At 65.8% G+C, this 16,915-nt stretch carries 13 protein-coding genes; 9 read left to right on the top strand and 4 right to left on the bottom strand.

Translation table 11 applies throughout. From position 1 onward, the window contains the following. Positions 1-18 precede the first annotated feature (18 nt). The 6 genes from LCHO_RS04055 to LCHO_RS04030 all read left to right on the top strand — a co-directional run bounded on the left by LCHO_RS04055 (position 19) and on the right by LCHO_RS04030 (position 8,241). Positions 19-846: an alpha/beta hydrolase gene (locus LCHO_RS04055; RefSeq protein WP_012345844.1), complete on the top strand. Its 828-nt coding sequence runs from the start codon at positions 19-21 to the stop codon at positions 844-846. Between the two features lie 3 nt (positions 847-849). After that, positions 850-1,701 carry an alpha/beta fold hydrolase gene (locus LCHO_RS04050; RefSeq protein WP_012345843.1) on the top strand — a complete coding sequence of 284 codons (852 nt, stop codon included), beginning with the start codon at positions 850-852 and terminating at the stop codon, positions 1,699-1,701. Positions 1,702-1,874: 173 nt separating this feature from the next. Beyond that, positions 1,875-4,076, top strand: a complete 2,202-nt coding sequence (locus tag LCHO_RS04045) for a TonB-dependent receptor (RefSeq protein WP_012345842.1) — start codon at positions 1,875-1,877, stop codon at positions 4,074-4,076. A gap of 71 nt (positions 4,077-4,147) precedes the next feature. Next, on the top strand, positions 4,148-5,812 hold the full coding sequence (locus LCHO_RS04040; protein ID WP_012345841.1) for a glycoside hydrolase family 3 protein: 1,665 nt from the start codon (positions 4,148-4,150) through the stop codon (positions 5,810-5,812). A 9-nt stretch (positions 5,813-5,821) separates the two neighbouring features. Next, complete coding sequence (locus tag LCHO_RS04035) at positions 5,822-7,081, top strand: MFS transporter (RefSeq protein WP_012345840.1); 1,260 nt, start codon at positions 5,822-5,824, stop codon at positions 7,079-7,081. Positions 7,082-7,185: 104 nt separating this feature from the next. Next, the gene (locus tag LCHO_RS04030; RefSeq protein WP_012345839.1) at positions 7,186-8,241 is read left to right on the top strand and encodes a LacI family DNA-binding transcriptional regulator; all 1,056 of its coding nucleotides are present in this window, start codon (positions 7,186-7,188) and stop codon (positions 8,239-8,241) included. A 77-nt stretch (positions 8,242-8,318) separates the two neighbouring features. On the opposite strand, the gene LCHO_RS04025 is transcribed toward LCHO_RS04030, so the two are convergent. From LCHO_RS04025 to LCHO_RS04010, 4 genes are all read right to left on the bottom strand, one after another. Further along, positions 8,319-9,770 (bottom strand): aldehyde dehydrogenase, encoded by a 1,452-nt coding sequence (locus LCHO_RS04025; protein WP_012345838.1) that lies wholly within the window; start codon positions 9,768-9,770, stop codon positions 8,319-8,321. 38 nt (positions 9,771-9,808) lie between these two features. Continuing rightward, positions 9,809-11,554 carry a GMC family oxidoreductase gene (locus LCHO_RS04020; protein WP_012345837.1) on the bottom strand — a complete coding sequence of 582 codons (1,746 nt, stop codon included), beginning with the start codon at positions 11,552-11,554 and terminating at the stop codon, positions 9,809-9,811. A 117-nt stretch (positions 11,555-11,671) separates the two neighbouring features. Beyond that, positions 11,672-12,955, bottom strand: a complete 1,284-nt coding sequence (locus LCHO_RS04015) for a GAF domain-containing protein (RefSeq protein WP_012345836.1) — start codon at positions 12,953-12,955, stop codon at positions 11,672-11,674. Positions 12,956-13,082: 127 nt separating this feature from the next. Beyond that, positions 13,083-14,012 (bottom strand): LysR family transcriptional regulator, encoded by a 930-nt coding sequence (locus LCHO_RS04010; RefSeq protein WP_012345835.1) that lies wholly within the window; start codon positions 14,010-14,012, stop codon positions 13,083-13,085. 115 nt (positions 14,013-14,127) lie between these two features. Here LCHO_RS04010 and LCHO_RS04005 point away from each other — a divergent pair, with 115 nt between their 5' ends. The 3 genes from LCHO_RS04005 to LCHO_RS03995 are packed head-to-tail and all read left to right on the top strand — an operon-like array spanning position 14,128 to position 16,891. Continuing rightward, positions 14,128-15,114, top strand: a complete 987-nt coding sequence (locus tag LCHO_RS04005) for a 2Fe-2S iron-sulfur cluster-binding protein (protein WP_012345834.1) — start codon at positions 14,128-14,130, stop codon at positions 15,112-15,114. Between the two features lie 11 nt (positions 15,115-15,125). Continuing rightward, positions 15,126-16,172, top strand: a complete 1,047-nt coding sequence (gene gtdA, locus LCHO_RS04000; protein ID WP_012345833.1) for a gentisate 1,2-dioxygenase — start codon at positions 15,126-15,128, stop codon at positions 16,170-16,172. 23 nt (positions 16,173-16,195) lie between these two features. Beyond that, positions 16,196-16,891: a fumarylacetoacetate hydrolase family protein gene (locus tag LCHO_RS03995; RefSeq protein WP_012345832.1), complete on the top strand. Its 696-nt coding sequence runs from the start codon at positions 16,196-16,198 to the stop codon at positions 16,889-16,891. The last annotated feature ends 24 nt before the right edge of the window (positions 16,892-16,915 follow it).

Here is a 16,915-nt window from a genome sequence, read left to right as displayed (position 1 = left end):
CCACCGCCCGGAACACCCATGGACTTCACCGCCACCAACGTGGACAACCCCTATCCCGCGATCGATGAAGTGCGACTGGGCAACGTGCCCGACGCACCCGTCGACCAGTGGACCGAATTCGGTGGCGACCGGGTCGTCCGCAATGTCCGGCAAGCCACCTTGATCGCCTTCCATCCCCCCGCTGGCGTGGCCGCGCGCGGTGAGGCGGTGATCGTGGCGCCGGGCGGCGGCATGCTGGTGCTGGCCATGGCACATGAAGGGTTTGACGTGGCCCGCCACCTCGCGAGCCTGGGCTATCGGGCCTATGTCCTGAAGTACCGCGTCCAGCCGACCCGACCGGATGCCGAAGGGTTCGCGCAGGAGTGCCAGGCCTTCTATCAGGACAAGATGTCGCGCGGCTTCGGCAAGGCCGAGGCCCATCTGGAGACCGGCCCCGCCGTCGATGACCTGATCGCCGCGGTCGACTGGATCCGCGCGCACGAGGCACCGTCCACCGGCAAGGTCCACGTCGTCGGTTTCTCCGCGGGCGCCAAGGTCTGCATCGATGCACTGGACCGGTTCGAGTACCGCCCGGCCCTGGCTTCGGCAGGACTGATCTATTTCAGCCTGGACGATCCCCGGCTGACCACGTCGCACCTGCCGCCGCTGTTTTCGGTGATGGCCAATGATGACCCCTTGTTCTCACGCAGCGGATTCGGGCTGCTGCAGACATGGCAAGACGCCGGTCGACCGCTTGAATTCCATCTGTTCAAGGCGGGCGGCCACGGTTTCGGCAATCGGCAGCAAGGCACGACCTCCGACCAATGGCTGTCGCTGTATGTGGCCTGGCTCGATTCCGGAATCTGAACCATGAGCTTCGCCCCAACTATGAACGAATTCAGGACCGGCCGCTGCACCTTGCGCTACGTGAAGGCCGGCCGCGGCGACGAGACCCTTCTGCTGATCCACGGGCTGGGCTGCTCGTCGCTGGAATGGTCCGAGAACATCGAGCCATTGGCTCGCCGGATGACGGTCATCGCGGTCGACCTGGTCGGATTCGGCAGCAGCGACAAGCCGACGGACTTCGACTACACCGCGCGCAGCCAGGCCCGGCAACTGCTCGCCTTGATGGACGGGCTGCACATCGATGGCTTTCACGTCGCGGGCAACTCGTTTGGCGGCAAGGTCGCCATCGAACTGACCGACCTGGCCGCGCATCGCATCAAGACGCTGACGCTGGTCGATTCGGCGGGCGCGGGTCGCGAGGCCCCCAAGCCCATGCGGATCAGCACCTTGCCACTGCTCTGGCGATTCATGCGCAAGCCGACCTACGAGGAGTTCCGGCAAGGCTGGCAGGCCGCGTTCCACGATTCCGGGAAACTCACCGAGGATCGCGTGCGACAGAAGTTCGCTGATGCGCAATCGCCGCAAGCCCAGCGCAGCCACCGCCAGACGGTCCTGGCCATGATGAACATCTGGGGTTTCCGCAAGGCCGACCTCGAATCCCTGGAGAGAAAGACCCGGGCCATCCGCTGCCGGACCCTGATCGTCTGGGGTCGCCAGGATCTGTTCCTGCCAGTGAGCCACGCCGAGGTCTTCAAGGAACGCATCGCGGGCGCCACCCTGGAGATTTTCGATGAATGTGGACATGCCCCGCAGATCGAGCAGGCCGAGATTTTCAACCCGTTGCTGGAAAAGTTCTTTTTTGCCACTTCAGGGTAATTATCCGCTCGTTTTCCCGAGGCCGTGCAAAACGGCCACAAAACATTCTGCCGCGCCCGGGATAACACCAATGCCAGGACCTTTTGGGTGTCCTAGCATAATCACATGTTATCGTTAACATATTGGTTGACGTGACATGTCATGAATAATTTCTGACCCATATGGAGACAACGATGATGATTTTCCAGAAGCGACCGTTGGTGGTCGCGGTGCTGGGTGCTCTGGCGGCCCAGGCGTCTTTTGTCGCGAATGCCCAGAATACCGATGCCTCGACCCAGGATGCCGAAGTCGTGGTGACCGCCAACAAGGTCACCCAATCTGCACTGAAGGTTGGCGCATCCCTTTCGGCGGTGAGTTCCGACGACATCCGTGAAAAGGGCGTGACCGACGCCAAGGCGCTGACGGACCTGATGCCCAACACGCAGATCAGCCAGGCCGGCAACAGCAGCGTGGTGGTCAACATCCGCGGCATCGAGAACACCAACACCACCGCCCTGGGCGAGCCGGCTGCGGCCTTTCACATCGACGGCATCTATCTGGGAAGAATGTCGGGCGCGGGTTCCGCGTTCTTCGACATCGAACGCGTCGAGGTTCTGCGCGGCCCACAGGGCACGCTGTATGGCCGCAACGCCAATGCCGGCGTCGTCAACGTCATCACCAAGGCCCCGACCAACAAGCGCGAAGGTTTCGTCTCGGTCGACGTGGGTAATCTCGGCCAGAAACGTGTCGACGGTGCCTATAACCTGCCGGTCAATGATTCGCTGGCACTGCGCGCGGCATTTTCGACCAACCGCCGGGATGGTTATTCTGAAACGAAGACCGCCACCAACGGTTTCACCCAAAACCAGGACAGCGTCCACACCGATTCGTTCCGACTGCAGGGTTTGCTGAAAATCTCGCCGCAGACCAGTCTGAATGTCTCGTACGACCAGAGCACCAACAAGACCACCGGCCCGAACTATTACAACCTGACCGCCGGCATTCCCGACAAGCTGGTTGATACGGGCGTCCTGATCCAGGGCAAGTTCAACGACAAGGCCAGCGGTTTCAAGACCGAGCTGAAATCCGACCTTGGTTTTGCCAACCTGACCTACATCTACGGCCAGCGCAACACCAAGAACAAGGAAGACTACGCAACCGGACCGCTGATCCTGCTGACCAAGTTCACTTTCGAACAGAATTCGCACGAGATCCGACTGTCCTCGAACGACACCGCCTCACCCCTGCAGTGGGTGGCCGGCTACTTCCAGTACAAGGAAACCGGCAAGGACGGCCAGCTCGACGGCAACGCACCGTTCTACCTCTTCGGCCCCGCCCCCGGACCGGCCCCGTTCGGTCCTGACCAGTGCGGTGGTTTTGCTGCCTGTTATCCCGGCCTGCAGTTCCAGGATTACCTGATCCAGAACGATTCCAAGGCGTTGTTCGGCCAAGCGACCTACAGCCTGAACGATACCTCCCGCGTGATCGTCGGCGCCCGCCACACGGCCGACGAAAAATCCCGCAACAGCCAGCAGGTGCTGTCGTTCAGCGGCGTCGACTACAACACGGCGACGCCGGGCAACGCGGCGACGCCCCTCTTTGGCGATGCCTCGTGGCGCAGCTCAACCTACAAGCTGGGCTATGAACTCGACATCTCGGCCACGAAGATGCTCTACACCAGCATCTCGACCGGTTTCAAGTCGGGCGGCTTCAACGACGGCGATACCCGCGCCGATCCCAGCCTGATCTACGCGCCGGAGAAGATCACCGCCTATGAAGCGGGTCTCAATGGCAAGTTCTTCGACAACGCCCTGCAACTCACGTCATCGGTCTTCCATTACGACTACAGCGACATGCAGAAGTCGGGCATCGTCAACGGACAGAGCAAGACGACCAACACCGGCAAGGCGACTGTGGACGGCGTCGAGGTCTCCGCGCGCTACCGAGTGAGCAGCGCGGGCCGGATCGACACCGCCCTGGGACTGCTCGAGGCGAAGTACAAGAACTACACCACGCCGAACGGCACCGACTATGCGGGCAAGAAGCTCGACAAGACGCCCACGGTCACGCTGAACGTCGGATACACGCACAACTGGAACCTCGAATCGGGCGCACGCCTGACCGGCTACCTGGGCACCAAGTACTCGGCGTCCTACGTGACGACCGATACCGGTGACGTTGCTGTCGCTCCGACCCAGTTCACGCAGAAGGCGTACACGAAGTCGAGCGCTTCGCTGACCTGGGCCGCCGAGGACGATTCCATGGACGTCCAGTTCTACGTGCGCAACATCGAGAACAAGTCGCAGCTGATGGGCTCGGTGGCGTTCTTCGGTGCGAACTACGGCTACATGAGCGAGCCGCGCACGCTGGGCGCCCGCGCCACGTTCCGCTTCTGACGCACGCCGGACGGGGCCTGGTTCGCCAGGCCCCGTCCTCGTCCGCCCACCTGGTGATCGAACCAAACAATATGAAAGACATCCTGCGCCAGGCGCCATTCGATCTGGACGAGGAACAGGTCGAGTGGGTCTGCAACACCATCGACGGCCTGACGCTGCGAGAGAAGATCGGGCAGCTGATCAACCTCCAGATCCTGCCCGGTGACGAAGAGGCGATCGAGCTGGTCGAGCGGCACCAGCTCGGCGCGGTCACCGTCATCAATTTCTCGGATCCCGATGCCTGTCGCAGCGTCATCGACGCGGCACGCAAGGCCTCGCGCATCCGTCCGCTGGTATCGGCCGACCTCGAAGGCGGCGTCACCAGCGGGCACTTGACGACCACGTTCCCGAATCAGCTCGGCTGTGCCGCCGCCGCCTGCCTGGATACCTATGGCGAGGCTCTGCGGATGCTGTCGGCGGAACTCGCCTCGCTGGGCGTGAACTGGACCTTCTCGCCGGTCCTGGACGTCAACCAGAAATTCCAGAGCGCGATCGTCGGAACCCGCTCCTACGGCAGCAATCCGGACCTGATCGCGCAGTTGGCCGGACTGCACATCCAGGTCTTCCAGGACCACGGCATCGCCACCACCGCCAAGCACTGGCCCGGCGAGGGTTTCGACGACCGGGACCAGCACCTCGTCACGACCATCAACCCGATGACGGTCGAGGAATGGACGGCGGTGTTCGGGCAGTTGTATGCCCGCGCCATCGACGCGGGCGTGCTGTCGGTCATGTCGGCGCACATCGCGTTTCCGGACTATCTGCGTCGCGCCGGTCTGTCGTCGATCGAGCTCTATCGACCGGCCTCGATCTCGCGGCACCTGAACCAGACGCTGCTGCGCGAGCAGCTGCAGTTCAACGGTCTGATCGTCTCCGACGCCACGCTGATGGGCGGCCTCGAAAGCTGGGGCAGCCGCCGGCAATGGTTGCCCGAGGTGATCGAGAACGGCTGCGACATGATCCTGTTCTCGCCGTCGGTCGACACCGACATCGAGACCTTGCTGGAAGCCGCCGGCAGCGGCGCGCTCAGCCAGCAGCGCATCGACGCGGCACTGGCGCGCGTGCTGGGACTCAAGGCCCGCATGAACCTGCACCGTGCCGAGGCCGCAGCGCCAGTCGACGCCGGCCTGATCGGCTCGCCGGCCCACAAGGCGGTGATGGCGCGTCTGTCGGACCTGTCGCCCACCCTCGTCAAGGACGTGCACGGCATCGTGCCGCTGGACCACAAGGTCCGCAAGATCCTGATGTTCAAGGAGGAAAACGTCCATCCGCTGGGCGGCGATGAATCGTTCCGCATCCAGCTGGATCGGCTTCTCGCGGCCGAAGGTTTCGAGGTCCATGTCTTCGACCCGCAGACCGACGACCTGAGCATCTGCAAGGCACACGACCTGATCCTCTACGTGTTCGCGCAGGAATCGCAGCTCATGAAGTCGAGGCTCTTCATCGACTGGGCCCGGCTGCACGGCGGCACGATGCCCGGCATGTCACGGCTCTGGTGGGACACGCCCACCGTCTTCATCTCCTTCGGGCATCCGTACTACCTGTACGACGCGCCGCGGGTTCCCTGCCTGATCAACGCCTACACGCCGACGCCCGACATCCAGCGGGCCGTCGTCGACAAGTTGCTGGGACGCAGCCGTTTCACGGGCAAGAGTCCGGTCGACGCGTTCTGCGGCCTGGCTGACGCGCACTTCTGAAAGACATCCATGACGACCCTCACCTCGCCCGCCCACGCCAGCTCGCCTCATGCCTCCTGGGCGCTGATCTTCACCATCGTGCTGGCCTACTGGGCCCTGACGATGGCCCTGCTGACGCCGCCGATGATGACCATCGCGCTGCGGGTCGCCGAGATCGCGCCGCAGAACAAGGAAAGCACCCTGGGCCTGCTGCTGGGCATCGGCGCGATCGTGGCGATCTTCGCCAACCCGGTCGCCGGCTATTTCAGCGATCGCACCGTGACCCGATTCGGCCGGCGCAAGTCCTGGATGGTCGCCGGCGGCCTGATCGGCTTCTTCGGCCTGTGGCTGATCTCCATCGGCGGGGTCAACACGATGATCGTCGGCTGGTGCCTGACTCAGCTCGGCATGAACGCCGTGGCCGCCGCCCTGATGGCCCTGCTGCCCGACCAGATCCCCGAAGGTCAGCGCGGCATGGTCAGCGGCGCGATCGGCATGTGCGTGCCAGCGGGCATCATTTCCGGCTTCGCCCTCGTCAACGCGGCGCAGGGCCATGCGCAGCTGATGTTCCTGCTCGCGCCGGCCATCCTGCTGGTGACGATCGCGATGCTGTGCATGTCCTATACCGACAAGGTCACCGATCCGGCAACCGTCGCGCCCTTCAGCCTGGGCCAGATGCTGCGGGATTTCGCGTTCAACCCGATGGCCTTTCCCGACTTCACCTGGGCTTTCCTGAGCCGCCTGTTCTTCTTCTTCGCGTTGGCGACTTTCCTGGGTTATCAGGTGTTTTTCCTGATGGACCGCCTGGGCTACAGCGCCGCTGAAGTGCCCGGCATCATGGTGAAGGTCAACCTGATCGCCTCGGCCATCCAGATCGCGAGCAGTTTCCTGTCCGGCTGGCTGTCGGACATCATCGGCCGGCGCAAGATCTTCATCTGGACCTCGGCGGTGCTCTACGGTGTCGGCCTGCTGATCATCGCCCGGGCGACGAACTACGACGCCTTCCTGCTGGGCGCCTGCGTCATGAGCCTGTCCTTCGGCGTGTACTTCGCGGTGGACGTCGCGCTGGTCACCGAAGTCCTGCCGGACGCGAAGAACAACGCGGCCAAGGATCTCGGCGTCATGAACGTGGCGGGAACCCTGCCGCAGACACTGGCACCCGCCATTGCCCCGCTGTTCCTGTTCGCCGGTGGACAGACCACGCCGGACTACAGCGTGCTCTTCACGGCCGCTGCGGTGTACGCCGTGCTCGGCGCGGTCACGATCATTCCGATCCGCAAGGTGCGCTGAACGCGCGGGGGCGCGACGACGGCAAGGCGGTCCGGCAGACCGTCTATGCTCGCGCACTTCGTCTGTCCGGCGCCCGCCGGCGGGCGCCAAGCACACGCCTTTCCATGCAAGAAAACAGCCCTCACAGCAAGGTCACGATCAAGGACGTCGCGGAGAAGGCCGGCGTCTCGGCGATGACGGTCTCGCGCGTCATGCGCAACCAGGGAAAGATCGCGCCGGAAACCCGAGCTCTTGTCCTGAAGGTCATCAGCGAGCTGGAATACGAGCCGCTGTCCTCGGCACGCAACCTGTCGGGCGCCTACTCCCGCACGATCGGCATCGTGATCCCGGATGCGAACGACTTCCGCGAGTTCCGCCACGGCTACGAGTACGAATACGCGCTGCTCATCGGTGCGCTGAACGTCTGCAAGTCACACGACTTCGCGGTCAACATCATCGAGACGCGCGATGTCCACGACGTGAACCTGCTGGTCCGCAAGGTGCTTGCGCGACAAGTGGGCGGCTACATCGTGCCGGCACCGGCGTCCGAGTACCTCGACCTGCTCAAGACGCTCAAGGAACACGACCTGGCCTTCTCGGCCATCAGCGCGTTCGATCCGACCCATGCGGATCTCGCCGTGGTCGCCGACGAGCGCAGCGCGACACGCACGCTGACCGGCAAGATGATTGAGCTCGGGCATCGGCGCATCGCCTTCATCGGCGGCACGACAAGGCACCGCGCGACGCTGGAACGCCAGGCCGGCTTCCTCGAAGCGATTGCCAGTCATCCCGATCGCGGCCGCATCGAACATGCGGTACACGACTGCAACGCCTTCTTCGACGATGGCTACGAGATGGGGCTGCAGGTGCTCTCGCGCCCGGATCGTCCGACCGCCGTGCAGTGCCTGACCGACGACATCGCCGCGGGCGTGATCGCGGCGGCCAACCGGCTGAAGATCTCCCTGCCCGACGGCCTGTCGATCGCCGGTTTCGACAACTTCGGCCTGGCCCGCAAGATCACGCCGGCCCTCACCACCGCCGGCCTGCCGGCCGAGGACATGGGCGAGGCGGCTGCCCTGCAGGTCATCGACGCGCTCGAAGGCCGTTGTCGGCGGGCCGTCAAGACCCTCGCGTGCAACATCGTCGTCAGGGACTCGATCGCCAGAGCCCCAGGCTGGTGAACTTCGCCCAGGGCACTCTGCGCCCGGTGGTGTGCATGGACGGGTGGTGATGCCGCCATGCACGGGTCAGGTCTCGATCAGACCGGGTACTGCTGGACCGAGGGCTCGATCGTCAGCCACTTCAGTTCGGTGAACTCGTCGATCACCGCGCGGCCGTCGAAGCGGCCGTAACCGCTGTCCTTGGTGCCGCCGTACGGAGCCTGGGCCTCGTTCTGCACGGTGGCGCCGTTGACGTGCACCGAGCCGTATTCGAGCTCCATCGCCACCGCCAGCGCACGCGTGACATCGCGGCCGAACACGCCCGACGACAGTCCGTAGGGGGTGTCGTTGGCCGTCGCGATCGCTTGGTCGACGCCTTGCACGCGGACCACCGTGGTGATCGGGCCGAAGGTCTCCTCGTCGTAGATCTTCATGCCCGGCTTGACATGGTCGACGATGGTCGCGGGCATGCGCGCGCCGTCGGCGTAGCCGCCGCAGGCGAGCTGGGCGCCCTTGCCGAGGGCGTCGTCGATCATCGCGTTCAGGCGGGCACCCGACTCCTTGACGATCATCGGGCCGATCACGCAGCCCGGCTCCTTGATCGGGTCGCCACAGGGCAGCTCGCGGGCACGGGCGGCGAACTTGGCGACGAACTCGTCCGCGATCGATTCGTCGACCACGATGCGCTCGGTCGACATGCAGATCTGCCCCTGGTACAGGAACGAGCCGAACACGGCGGCCTTGACCGCCTCGTCGACGTTGGCGTCGTCGAGCACCACCAGCGGCGACTTGCCGCCGAGTTCGAGCAGGCAGCGCTTGAGATGCGTCGCCGCCTTCTGGGCAATGATGCGGCCGACCCGCGTCGAGCCGGTGAAGTTGATGCGGCGCACCGCCTTGTGTGCGATCAGCGCGTCGATGACCTCGGGCGCGTCCTGCGGCGCGTTGGTCAGCACGTTCAGCACGCCGGCGGGCAGGCCGGCCTCGACCAGTGCCTCGGCGACCAGCATGTGGGTCTTCGGGCTCGATTCCGAGGCACGGAACACGACCGTGTTGCCACAGACGATCGGATAGGCGATGGCACGTGCGGCCAGCACCACCGGGCCGTTCCACGGCACGATGCTGAGCACCACGCCGACCGGCTGGCGCACCGTCATCGACAGCGCACCGGGCTTGTCGGTCGGGATGGTCTCGCCCTGGATCTGCGTGGCCAATGAAGCCGCCTCGCGGAACAGGTTGGCCGCCAGGTAGACGTTGAAGCCGGCCCACAGCGCGGAGGCACCGACCTCCGCCGCCATGGCTTCGATGAATGCCGGCGTGCGTGCTTCGAGCGCATCGGCGGCCTTGAGCAGGATGCGACGGCGCTCGCTGGGCGCCGAGCGCCGCCAGCTCTTGTAGGCGGTGCTCGCCGAGTCGACCGCCGCGATCGCGTCGTCGACGCTGCCGGCTGCGGCCGTGGTCACGACGCTGCCGCTGGTGGGGTGGCGGCGTTCGAAGGTGGCGCCGTCCTTGGCGCTGCGCGCCAGGTTGTCGATCAGAAGTTGGGTGTCCATGTCGTTTGCCTTGTGTGTGATGGGTGCGGGTGGCGCTGTCAGGCACTCTTGCCCAGGATTTGAGCCATGCGCTCACCGATGAGCGCGCAGGTGGCCATCGTGGCCACGCCGGGGATGCGCGGCATGATCGAGCTGTCGGCAATGCGCAGGTTCTGCACGCCGTTCACGCGCAGCTGGGCGTCGACCACGGCCTGGGCGTCGCGGCCCATGCGGCAGGTGCCGGCCTGGTGGAAATAGGTCGTGGCGCCGTTGCGCACGAAGTCTTCCATCGGCTGGCCGGTGAGCTTCTGGCCCGGGGCGACTTCACGCTTGACGAAGTCGCGCATCGCGGCGGAGTTGCCGATCTCGCGGCAGACCTCGATGCCGTGGGCCAGCGCCTTGACGTCGTCGGGATGGCTCAGGAAACGTGCGTCGACGATCGGCCGATCCGTCGGGTTGGCCGAGCGCAGCTTGATCGCGCCGCGGCTCTTCGGCGCCACCAGGCCGGCGCACAGGGCCCAGCTGGTGTTCGGCGGCGAATACTGCTTGCCGACGACATCGCTGGCATAGGGCAATTCGATCTGTACCAGGTTGAGGTCGGGCGTGGCCAGGCGGGCATCGCTCTTGATGAAACCCGCCGCGTTGGCCGCGCTGTTGCGGTGGGGAATGTGTTCTTTCGGCTCCCAGATGCAGCCGCCGTGCAGCAGGTGATCCTGGAAGTTCTGGCCGACCTCGGGTGCGTTCACCAGGGTCTTGATGCCGTGGGCACGCAGGTCGGCCTCGTTGCCGATGCCGCTGAGCATCAGCAGCTTGGGCGTGTTGATGCCGCCCGAGCAGACGATCACCTCGGACTTCGCCTCGATGCGGCGCGTTGCCCCTGCGAGGCTGATCTCGACGCCGGTGGCGCGGGTGCCCGAGAAGGTCAGCCGATCGACATGAGTCTTGACCAGCAGCGTGACGTTCTTCTGCGCCAGCACGGGATACAGGTAGGACCGCGCGATGCTCTGGCGGCGGCCGTCGCGGATGATCTGGTTCATCAGCGCGAAGCCGCCGGCGCCTTCCTCGCGTGCGCCGTTCTGGTCGTCGAGCACCGGCAGGCCGAGGCTGCGGCAGGCGGCCAGCATCGCGGTCGCTGCGGGATGCGGGTTGTGTGCGGGCTGGCACCACACCGGGCCGCCCTGGCCGCGATAGCGCGCGTCCGGCTTGCCCTGCCAGTTCTCCATGCGGCGATAGATCGACAGACCATGTTCATAGCCCCAGGCGGCGTCACCGCTCACCTGCGCCCAGTGCTCGAGGTCGCTCTTGAAGGGGCGCGCCCAGATCGTCGCGTTGATGCTGCTGCCGCCGCCGACGACCTTGCCCATGTGCTCGGGAATGGCACGGTTGTTGGTGCCGGCAGACGGGATCGCCACGTCCTGCCAATCGCGCTCGGAGCCGAGGTTAGTGAACCAGACACCGGGGTCTAGCACCGACGGCGCAGTGTCCCAGTCGCCGGCCTCGATCACCAGGATGCTGGCGTTGCGCTGGGCGGCCAGGCGGCCCACCAGGGCGGAGCCGGCGCTGCCGGTGCCGATGACGACGTAGTCGTAGGCCGGCAGCAGCGCTGCGGCGCGCTCGTTCTGGTTGGCGCGGATGGCGTCGAGTTCGTCGGCCAGCGCCGGCAGGCCGGTGCTGACCAGACCGGCAGCGGTGACCGCCTTGATGAAGCCGCGCCGGTTGAGGCGACCGGCGATCAGGGCGTGCTCGAGGCGCTCCAGGAGGGTGTCGGGATCGGGCGCGTGTCGGGCGCTGGAATTCGTGTACATCGTGCGTTCTACCTGCGAGTGGGCGGATGGGCTTGTCTCCTGTCGTCTCTCGGTCAGGGCCCGGGACAACATCGCGGCGAACGGTACGAGGACCGGTCCAGTCACCGATACATCGGGTTATCCCAGGGCGTCCGAGTTGTTCCGATTGAGAACACTCGGCGCGCCGATGGCGGTCGACGAGCGCGCCTGGCCTTGCAGTCGCCGATAGATCAGACCGCGCGAAACCCCCAGCTTCTTGGCCGCCTTGGAGACATTGCCGCCGCAATCCGCCAGCGCACGGGCGACGAGGTCGCGGTCCGAGTCGCGCAACGTGGTCAAGCCTTCTGCCCGCGCCATGGCCTTGGACGGTGACGGATCGGCCGCCGCTTCTGCTTCGGCCGGGACCGGCTCGATGGCGGGCTCCGAAACCGGCGTAATCGGTGGGGCCATGGGGAAGGCCGGAACCACCTGGCGATGACCGTCGGGCGCCCTCATTTCGGAGCGGGCCCAGACCATCAGCCCGTTGGGCAGCTTGAGGGCCGCCGCTTCCGATCGGGGCAGCGAGGCCAGCTCCGAGATGCGCGCGCCGAGCGCGGTCTCGACCGACGCGCAGACGTCGTGCTGCTGCGCCGGGGGCAGGCCCAGCAGGCGCGACGCCACCGCGTTGCGCCAGACCAGTCGCCCCGCGGTGTCGATGCCGATCAGCCCCGCCATGGGCGAATCCAGCAGCGACGGTGCCACCTGCAGCCGCAGGATCAGGTGCTCGCCGGCCTGCGCGATCAGCAGGCGGTTTTCGATCGCGCCGGCATACAGGCCGACCACCGAGGCGACGTCGAAGCTGAAGGGAATCGATTCGCTGGAGATGTCGAGCACACCCGCGAGGCGCCCTTGCACATCGCGGATGGGCGCGGCCGCGCAGTGCATCGCCCGGACACCGTCGAAGAAGTGTTCAGCGCCCTGCACGCAGACCGGCTGACCGGTGCGCGCCACGACACCCGGCGCCGTGGTGCCGACGGCCTCTTCGGACAGGTTGACCCCGATGCGCGTGGCCACCGGCATCAGCTGCTCGTGCGCGCGGCCGGCGCAGCTGGCGCCGATCATCACGCCGGTGGCGTCGGTCAGCATCGCGGCGCAAGAGGTCGTCCCCAGAATGGCCCGCAGTTGCGGCAGTTCTTCCAGCCAGGCCTCGTGCAGGGCCCGGTTTCTCTGCAGGGCCAGATGGGTGCGACTCGCCGTCACCGGCTGGAACACCACCTTGGCAGACGGCTGGGCATGCAGCCGCTGGCATCGCGCCCACGACTGGAAGACGGCATCACTGACGATGCCTGACGGTGGCAGGCCTTCGTCGAAATAACGTCGACGTGCCCTCTCGACACGCTCGGCCTGCGTTGAATAGAACGGGAGGGTCGGGAGTTGCGTCATCGACAAGGTACCTCGGTCGGGCCGATGGTCCCCCAGAGCGCGGCTGTCGGCTATGGGGTGCAACGAATGTGCGCCATCACGCGGCGTGATGTGCCGCGCAATGTGCCGCGCATCGAGCGGCCCGGAATCAGGCTGTGGCCTCGGGCTCGCTGCTGCCGTCCGTGAAGAGGTCGAAGACCAGGCTGCGCAGCCACTGGTTGGCCGGCGAGCGGTGCACCTTGGCATGCCAGAAGACGTTGATCGCGACCTCGGGCAGCTTGACCGGGTGTGGCAGCCAGGCCAGGCCGAACGGATCGGCCAGCCGCTGCGCCAGCCGCTCGGGCACCGTGGCGACCAGGTCGGTGCCCTGCAGGATGTGGCCGACGCCGACGAAGTGCGGCACCGTGAGCCGCACGACCCGCTCGACGCCGGCGCGCTGCAGCAGTTCGTCGACCTTGCCGTGGCCGGTGCCCGCCGACACCACCACCAGGTGTTCCGCGGCGCGGAAGTCGGCCAGGCTCAGCTTCTTCTTGTCGACCGCATGCCCGCGACGGAACAGGCAGACATACCGCTGCCGGAACAGCCGCCGCTGGAAGAACCCGGCCTTCAACTGCGGCAGCAGCCCGATGGCCAGATCGACTTTGCCGGACTCCATGTCGTCACGCAGGTTGACCGCCGTGTTGCGCACGGTGTTGAGCGTGATGCCCGGCGCTTCGCGGCTGAGCCGCTCCACCAGCTTGGGCAGGAAGACGATCTCGCCGATGTCGGTCATGCCGATCGTCACTGAACGCTTGACGCTGGCAGGATCGAAACGGACCTGCTGGTTCAGGCCGCTGTGGATCATCGCCAGGGCGTAGCCCACGGGTTCCGCGAGCTGCTCGGCAAACGGCGTGGGCACCATGCCGGAGGGCGTGCGCAGGAACAGGTCGTCGCCGAACAGGCGCCGCAACTTGGCCAGCGTGTTGCTGACAGCCGGCTGCGTCAGCCCCAGGTTCTCGGCCACCTTCGAGACGCGGCGCTCGACCATCAACTGCTGGAACAGCACCAGCTGGTTCAGATCGATCTCGCTGAGCTCCATGACCACCCCTCTTCATCACTGCCTGTGATGTTGAACATTCAATCCATTCTATTGGCTGATTCATTAGAGGCGGCCACCATTCGCTCATCCGAATTCGACCGCATGTGGTCTGCCCATGGAAGTCCTGATCCAACCCTTGAACCGCGTCATCCAGGTCGAACCGGGCGCCAATCTGCTCGAGGCCCTGCAGGCCGCGCAGGTGCCGATGTCGTACTCGTGCATGGCCGGGCGCTGCGGCACCTGCCGGTGCAAGATCCTGGACGGCGAGGTGCTCGACGGCGCGCGCGAGCAGCAACGCCCGCTCGATGGTGACGAGGGCTACGTGCTCGCTTGCCGCACCTACATCACCGAACCGTGCACCATCGAGATCCAGGAGCCCGACGAGATCGTCGTCCACCCCGCACGCATCGTCAAAGCGACGGTGACCTCGATCAAGGACCTGACGCACGACATCAAGCGCCTGCGGCTCAAGCCGGCCAAGCCGGTGGCGTTTTCGCCCGGCCAGTACGTGCAGTTGCAGTTCACGCCCGAACACGTGCGGCCCTATTCGATGGCGGGCGTATGCGATGACGGCGAGTTCGAATTCCACGTGCGACTCGTGCCCGATGGCCGGGTCACCGGCTACATCGCCAATGATCTGAAGCTCGGCGATCCGGTGCGGGTCAGCGGCCCGCTCGGCTCGGCCTACCTGCGCCGCAAGCACGAGGGGCCGATGCTGTGCGTCGCCGGCGGCACCGGGCTTGCGCCGATCCTGTCGATCCTTCGCGGCGCCATCTCCGACGGCATGCGCAATCCGATCCACTTGTACTTCGGCGTGCGGTCGCCGCGTGACGTCTACGGGCTGGACTGGCTGGCGCATCTGGCGCAGGCGCATCCGGCGCTGAAGGTCCACGTGGTGGTGAGCTCCGGCGGCGACCCGGCCACCCAGCGCTGCGGCCTGGTCACCGAAGCGATCGAGCAGGACCTCGGCGACCTCACCGATTGGCGCGCTTACCTGTGCGGCTCGCCGCCGATGGTGGAGTCGACGATGCTGGTGGCCAGGCGCAAGGGCATCGCCCCCGAGCACGTCTACGCCGACGCGTTCTACACCCAAGGCACCTGAGGAGCATCTTCATGCACGCCGCAACCCTGACTGACGACGCGCTACGCGCGCGCACCGCCTACTACGAGCGCATCGGCAACCGCAACATGACGCCTCTGTGGGAGGTACTCGGTGCGCTGGTACCGCCCCAGCCGCATTCACCCGCACAGGCGGCGCTGTGGCGCTACGCCGAATTGCGTGATCAGGTGATGGAGGCCGGCCGCCTGATCACGGCCGAAGAGGCCGAGCGCCGGGTCCTGATACTGGAAAACCCGGCGCTGCGCGGCCAGTCGTGCATCACGCAGTCGCTCTATGCCGGCCTGCAGTTGATCATGCCCGGCGAGGTGGCCCCGGCGCATCGGCACACTCAGTCGGCCCTGCGCCTGGTGCTGGACGGTGAAGGGGCATACACAGCCGTCGACGGCGAGCGCACGACCATGCGCCGAGGTGATTTCATCATCACGCCAGCCTGGACCTGGCACGACCACGGCAACCTGGGCGACCAGCCGGTCGTGTGGCTCGACGGTCTCGACATTCCCACCGTCCGATTCCTCGATGCCGGCTTCGCCGAAAAGAGCGAGCAGTCGTCTCAGCAGACTCTGAGGCCTGAAGGGGATGCGCTGGCCCGCTACGGTTCCAACATGGTCCCGATGGACTACCAGCCCAAGCCGGCCGATCCGACCCGCGTCTTCGTCTACCCCTTCGATCGCACGCGCTCTTCGCTGCGGGGGATCGCGAAGGGGACACCGGACTCCCACCAAGGTTTCAAGCTGCGGTACGTGAATCCGGCAACCGGCGCTTCGCCGATGCCGACGATCGGCGCATTCGCGCAATGGTTGCCAGCGGGGTTCGAGACCCGCCCCTACCGCTGCACCGACGGCACTGTTCACGTGTGCCTGGAAGGAGGCGGTGAGGCGAAGGTAGGCGACCAGACCTGGCGCTTCCAGGAAAACGACGTCTTCGTCGTGCCCTCATGGCACACGCTGCAACTGCGTGCCGACCGGGATGCATTGCTGTTCAGTTTCTCTGACCGCCCGGTGCAACAGGCACTCGGCTTGTGGCGCGAACAGCGCCTGTGACTCTCACGACTGAAGGATCGATCATGCAGCTCGCCGTCGAGGCTCCTCCGCTCTACACACTGACCGTCGCCGGGCGCGACGAGCGCTTTCCGGTGAACCGGATCTTCTGCGTCGGCCGCAACTACGCCGCCCATGCCCGAGAAATGGGCAAGGATCCGGATCGCGACCCGCCGTTCTTCTTCATGAAGCCGGCAGCGGCTGCGGTCGATGCGGCGCGCCCTGCCAGCGTGCCGTACCCGCCCAAGACCCGGAACTACCACCACGAGATCGAACTGGTGATTGCGATCGGCAAGGGCGGCCGGGACATCGGCATCGCCACAGCGCTCGAGCATGTCTACGGTTATGCCGTAGGCCTGGACATGACCCGGCGTGACCTGCAGCTCGAAGCGCGCGACAAGGGCCGGCCGTGGGAGTTCGGCAAGTCCTTTACCAAATCGGCACCGATCGGGGCGTTGCACCGCGCCCAGGACATCGGGCATCCGAGCTCAGCCGCGATCACCTTGACCGTCAACGGCCAGCCACGACAGTCGTCCGACATCGACAAGCTGATCTGGTCGGTGGCCGAATGCATCGCCTACCTGTCGGAGTACGAGGCACTCGAGCCGGGCGACATCATCATGACCGGGACGCCCGAGGGCGTGAATGCGGTCGTGGCCGGGGACACCCTGCGCGGCGGCATTGCCGGCATGGGCGAGATCGAAGTCCGGGTCGACGCCTGATCGACCTTTCCATCTAAAACGGAG

The sequence above is a fragment of the Leptothrix cholodnii SP-6 genome (genome assembly GCF_000019785.1).
GTDB lineage: Bacteria > Pseudomonadota > Gammaproteobacteria > Burkholderiales > Burkholderiaceae_C > Sphaerotilus > Sphaerotilus cholodnii.
The sequence above is the reverse complement of the archived record's forward strand: the minus strand, read 5'-3'. Positions and strand labels throughout refer to the sequence as shown.

Bases quoted from the DNA above. Each gene is read 5' to 3' on its own strand.
- LCHO_RS04055 (WP_012345844.1), top strand. From the start codon at position 19: ATGGACTTCACCGCCACCAACGTGGACAACCCCTATCCCGCGATCGAT.
- LCHO_RS04050 (WP_012345843.1), top strand. From the start codon at position 850: ATGAGCTTCGCCCCAACTATGAACGAATTCAGGACCGGCCGCTGCACC.
- LCHO_RS04045 (WP_012345842.1), top strand. From the start codon at position 1,875: ATGATGATTTTCCAGAAGCGACCGTTGGTGGTCGCGGTGCTGGGTGCT.
- LCHO_RS04040 (WP_012345841.1), top strand. From the start codon at position 4,148: ATGAAAGACATCCTGCGCCAGGCGCCATTCGATCTGGACGAGGAACAG.
- LCHO_RS04035 (WP_012345840.1), top strand. From the start codon at position 5,822: ATGACGACCCTCACCTCGCCCGCCCACGCCAGCTCGCCTCATGCCTCC.
- LCHO_RS04030 (WP_012345839.1), top strand. From the start codon at position 7,186: ATGCAAGAAAACAGCCCTCACAGCAAGGTCACGATCAAGGACGTCGCG.
- LCHO_RS04025 (WP_012345838.1), bottom strand. From the start codon at position 9,770: ATGGACACCCAACTTCTGATCGACAACCTGGCGCGCAGCGCCAAGGAC.
- LCHO_RS04020 (WP_012345837.1), bottom strand. From the start codon at position 11,554: ATGTACACGAATTCCAGCGCCCGACACGCGCCCGATCCCGACACCCTC.
- LCHO_RS04015 (WP_012345836.1), bottom strand. From the start codon at position 12,955: ATGACGCAACTCCCGACCCTCCCGTTCTATTCAACGCAGGCCGAGCGT.
- LCHO_RS04010 (WP_012345835.1), bottom strand. From the start codon at position 14,012: ATGGAGCTCAGCGAGATCGATCTGAACCAGCTGGTGCTGTTCCAGCAG.
- LCHO_RS04005 (WP_012345834.1), top strand. From the start codon at position 14,128: ATGGAAGTCCTGATCCAACCCTTGAACCGCGTCATCCAGGTCGAACCG.
- gtdA (WP_012345833.1), top strand. From the start codon at position 15,126: ATGCACGCCGCAACCCTGACTGACGACGCGCTACGCGCGCGCACCGCC.
- LCHO_RS03995 (WP_012345832.1), top strand. From the start codon at position 16,196: ATGCAGCTCGCCGTCGAGGCTCCTCCGCTCTACACACTGACCGTCGCC.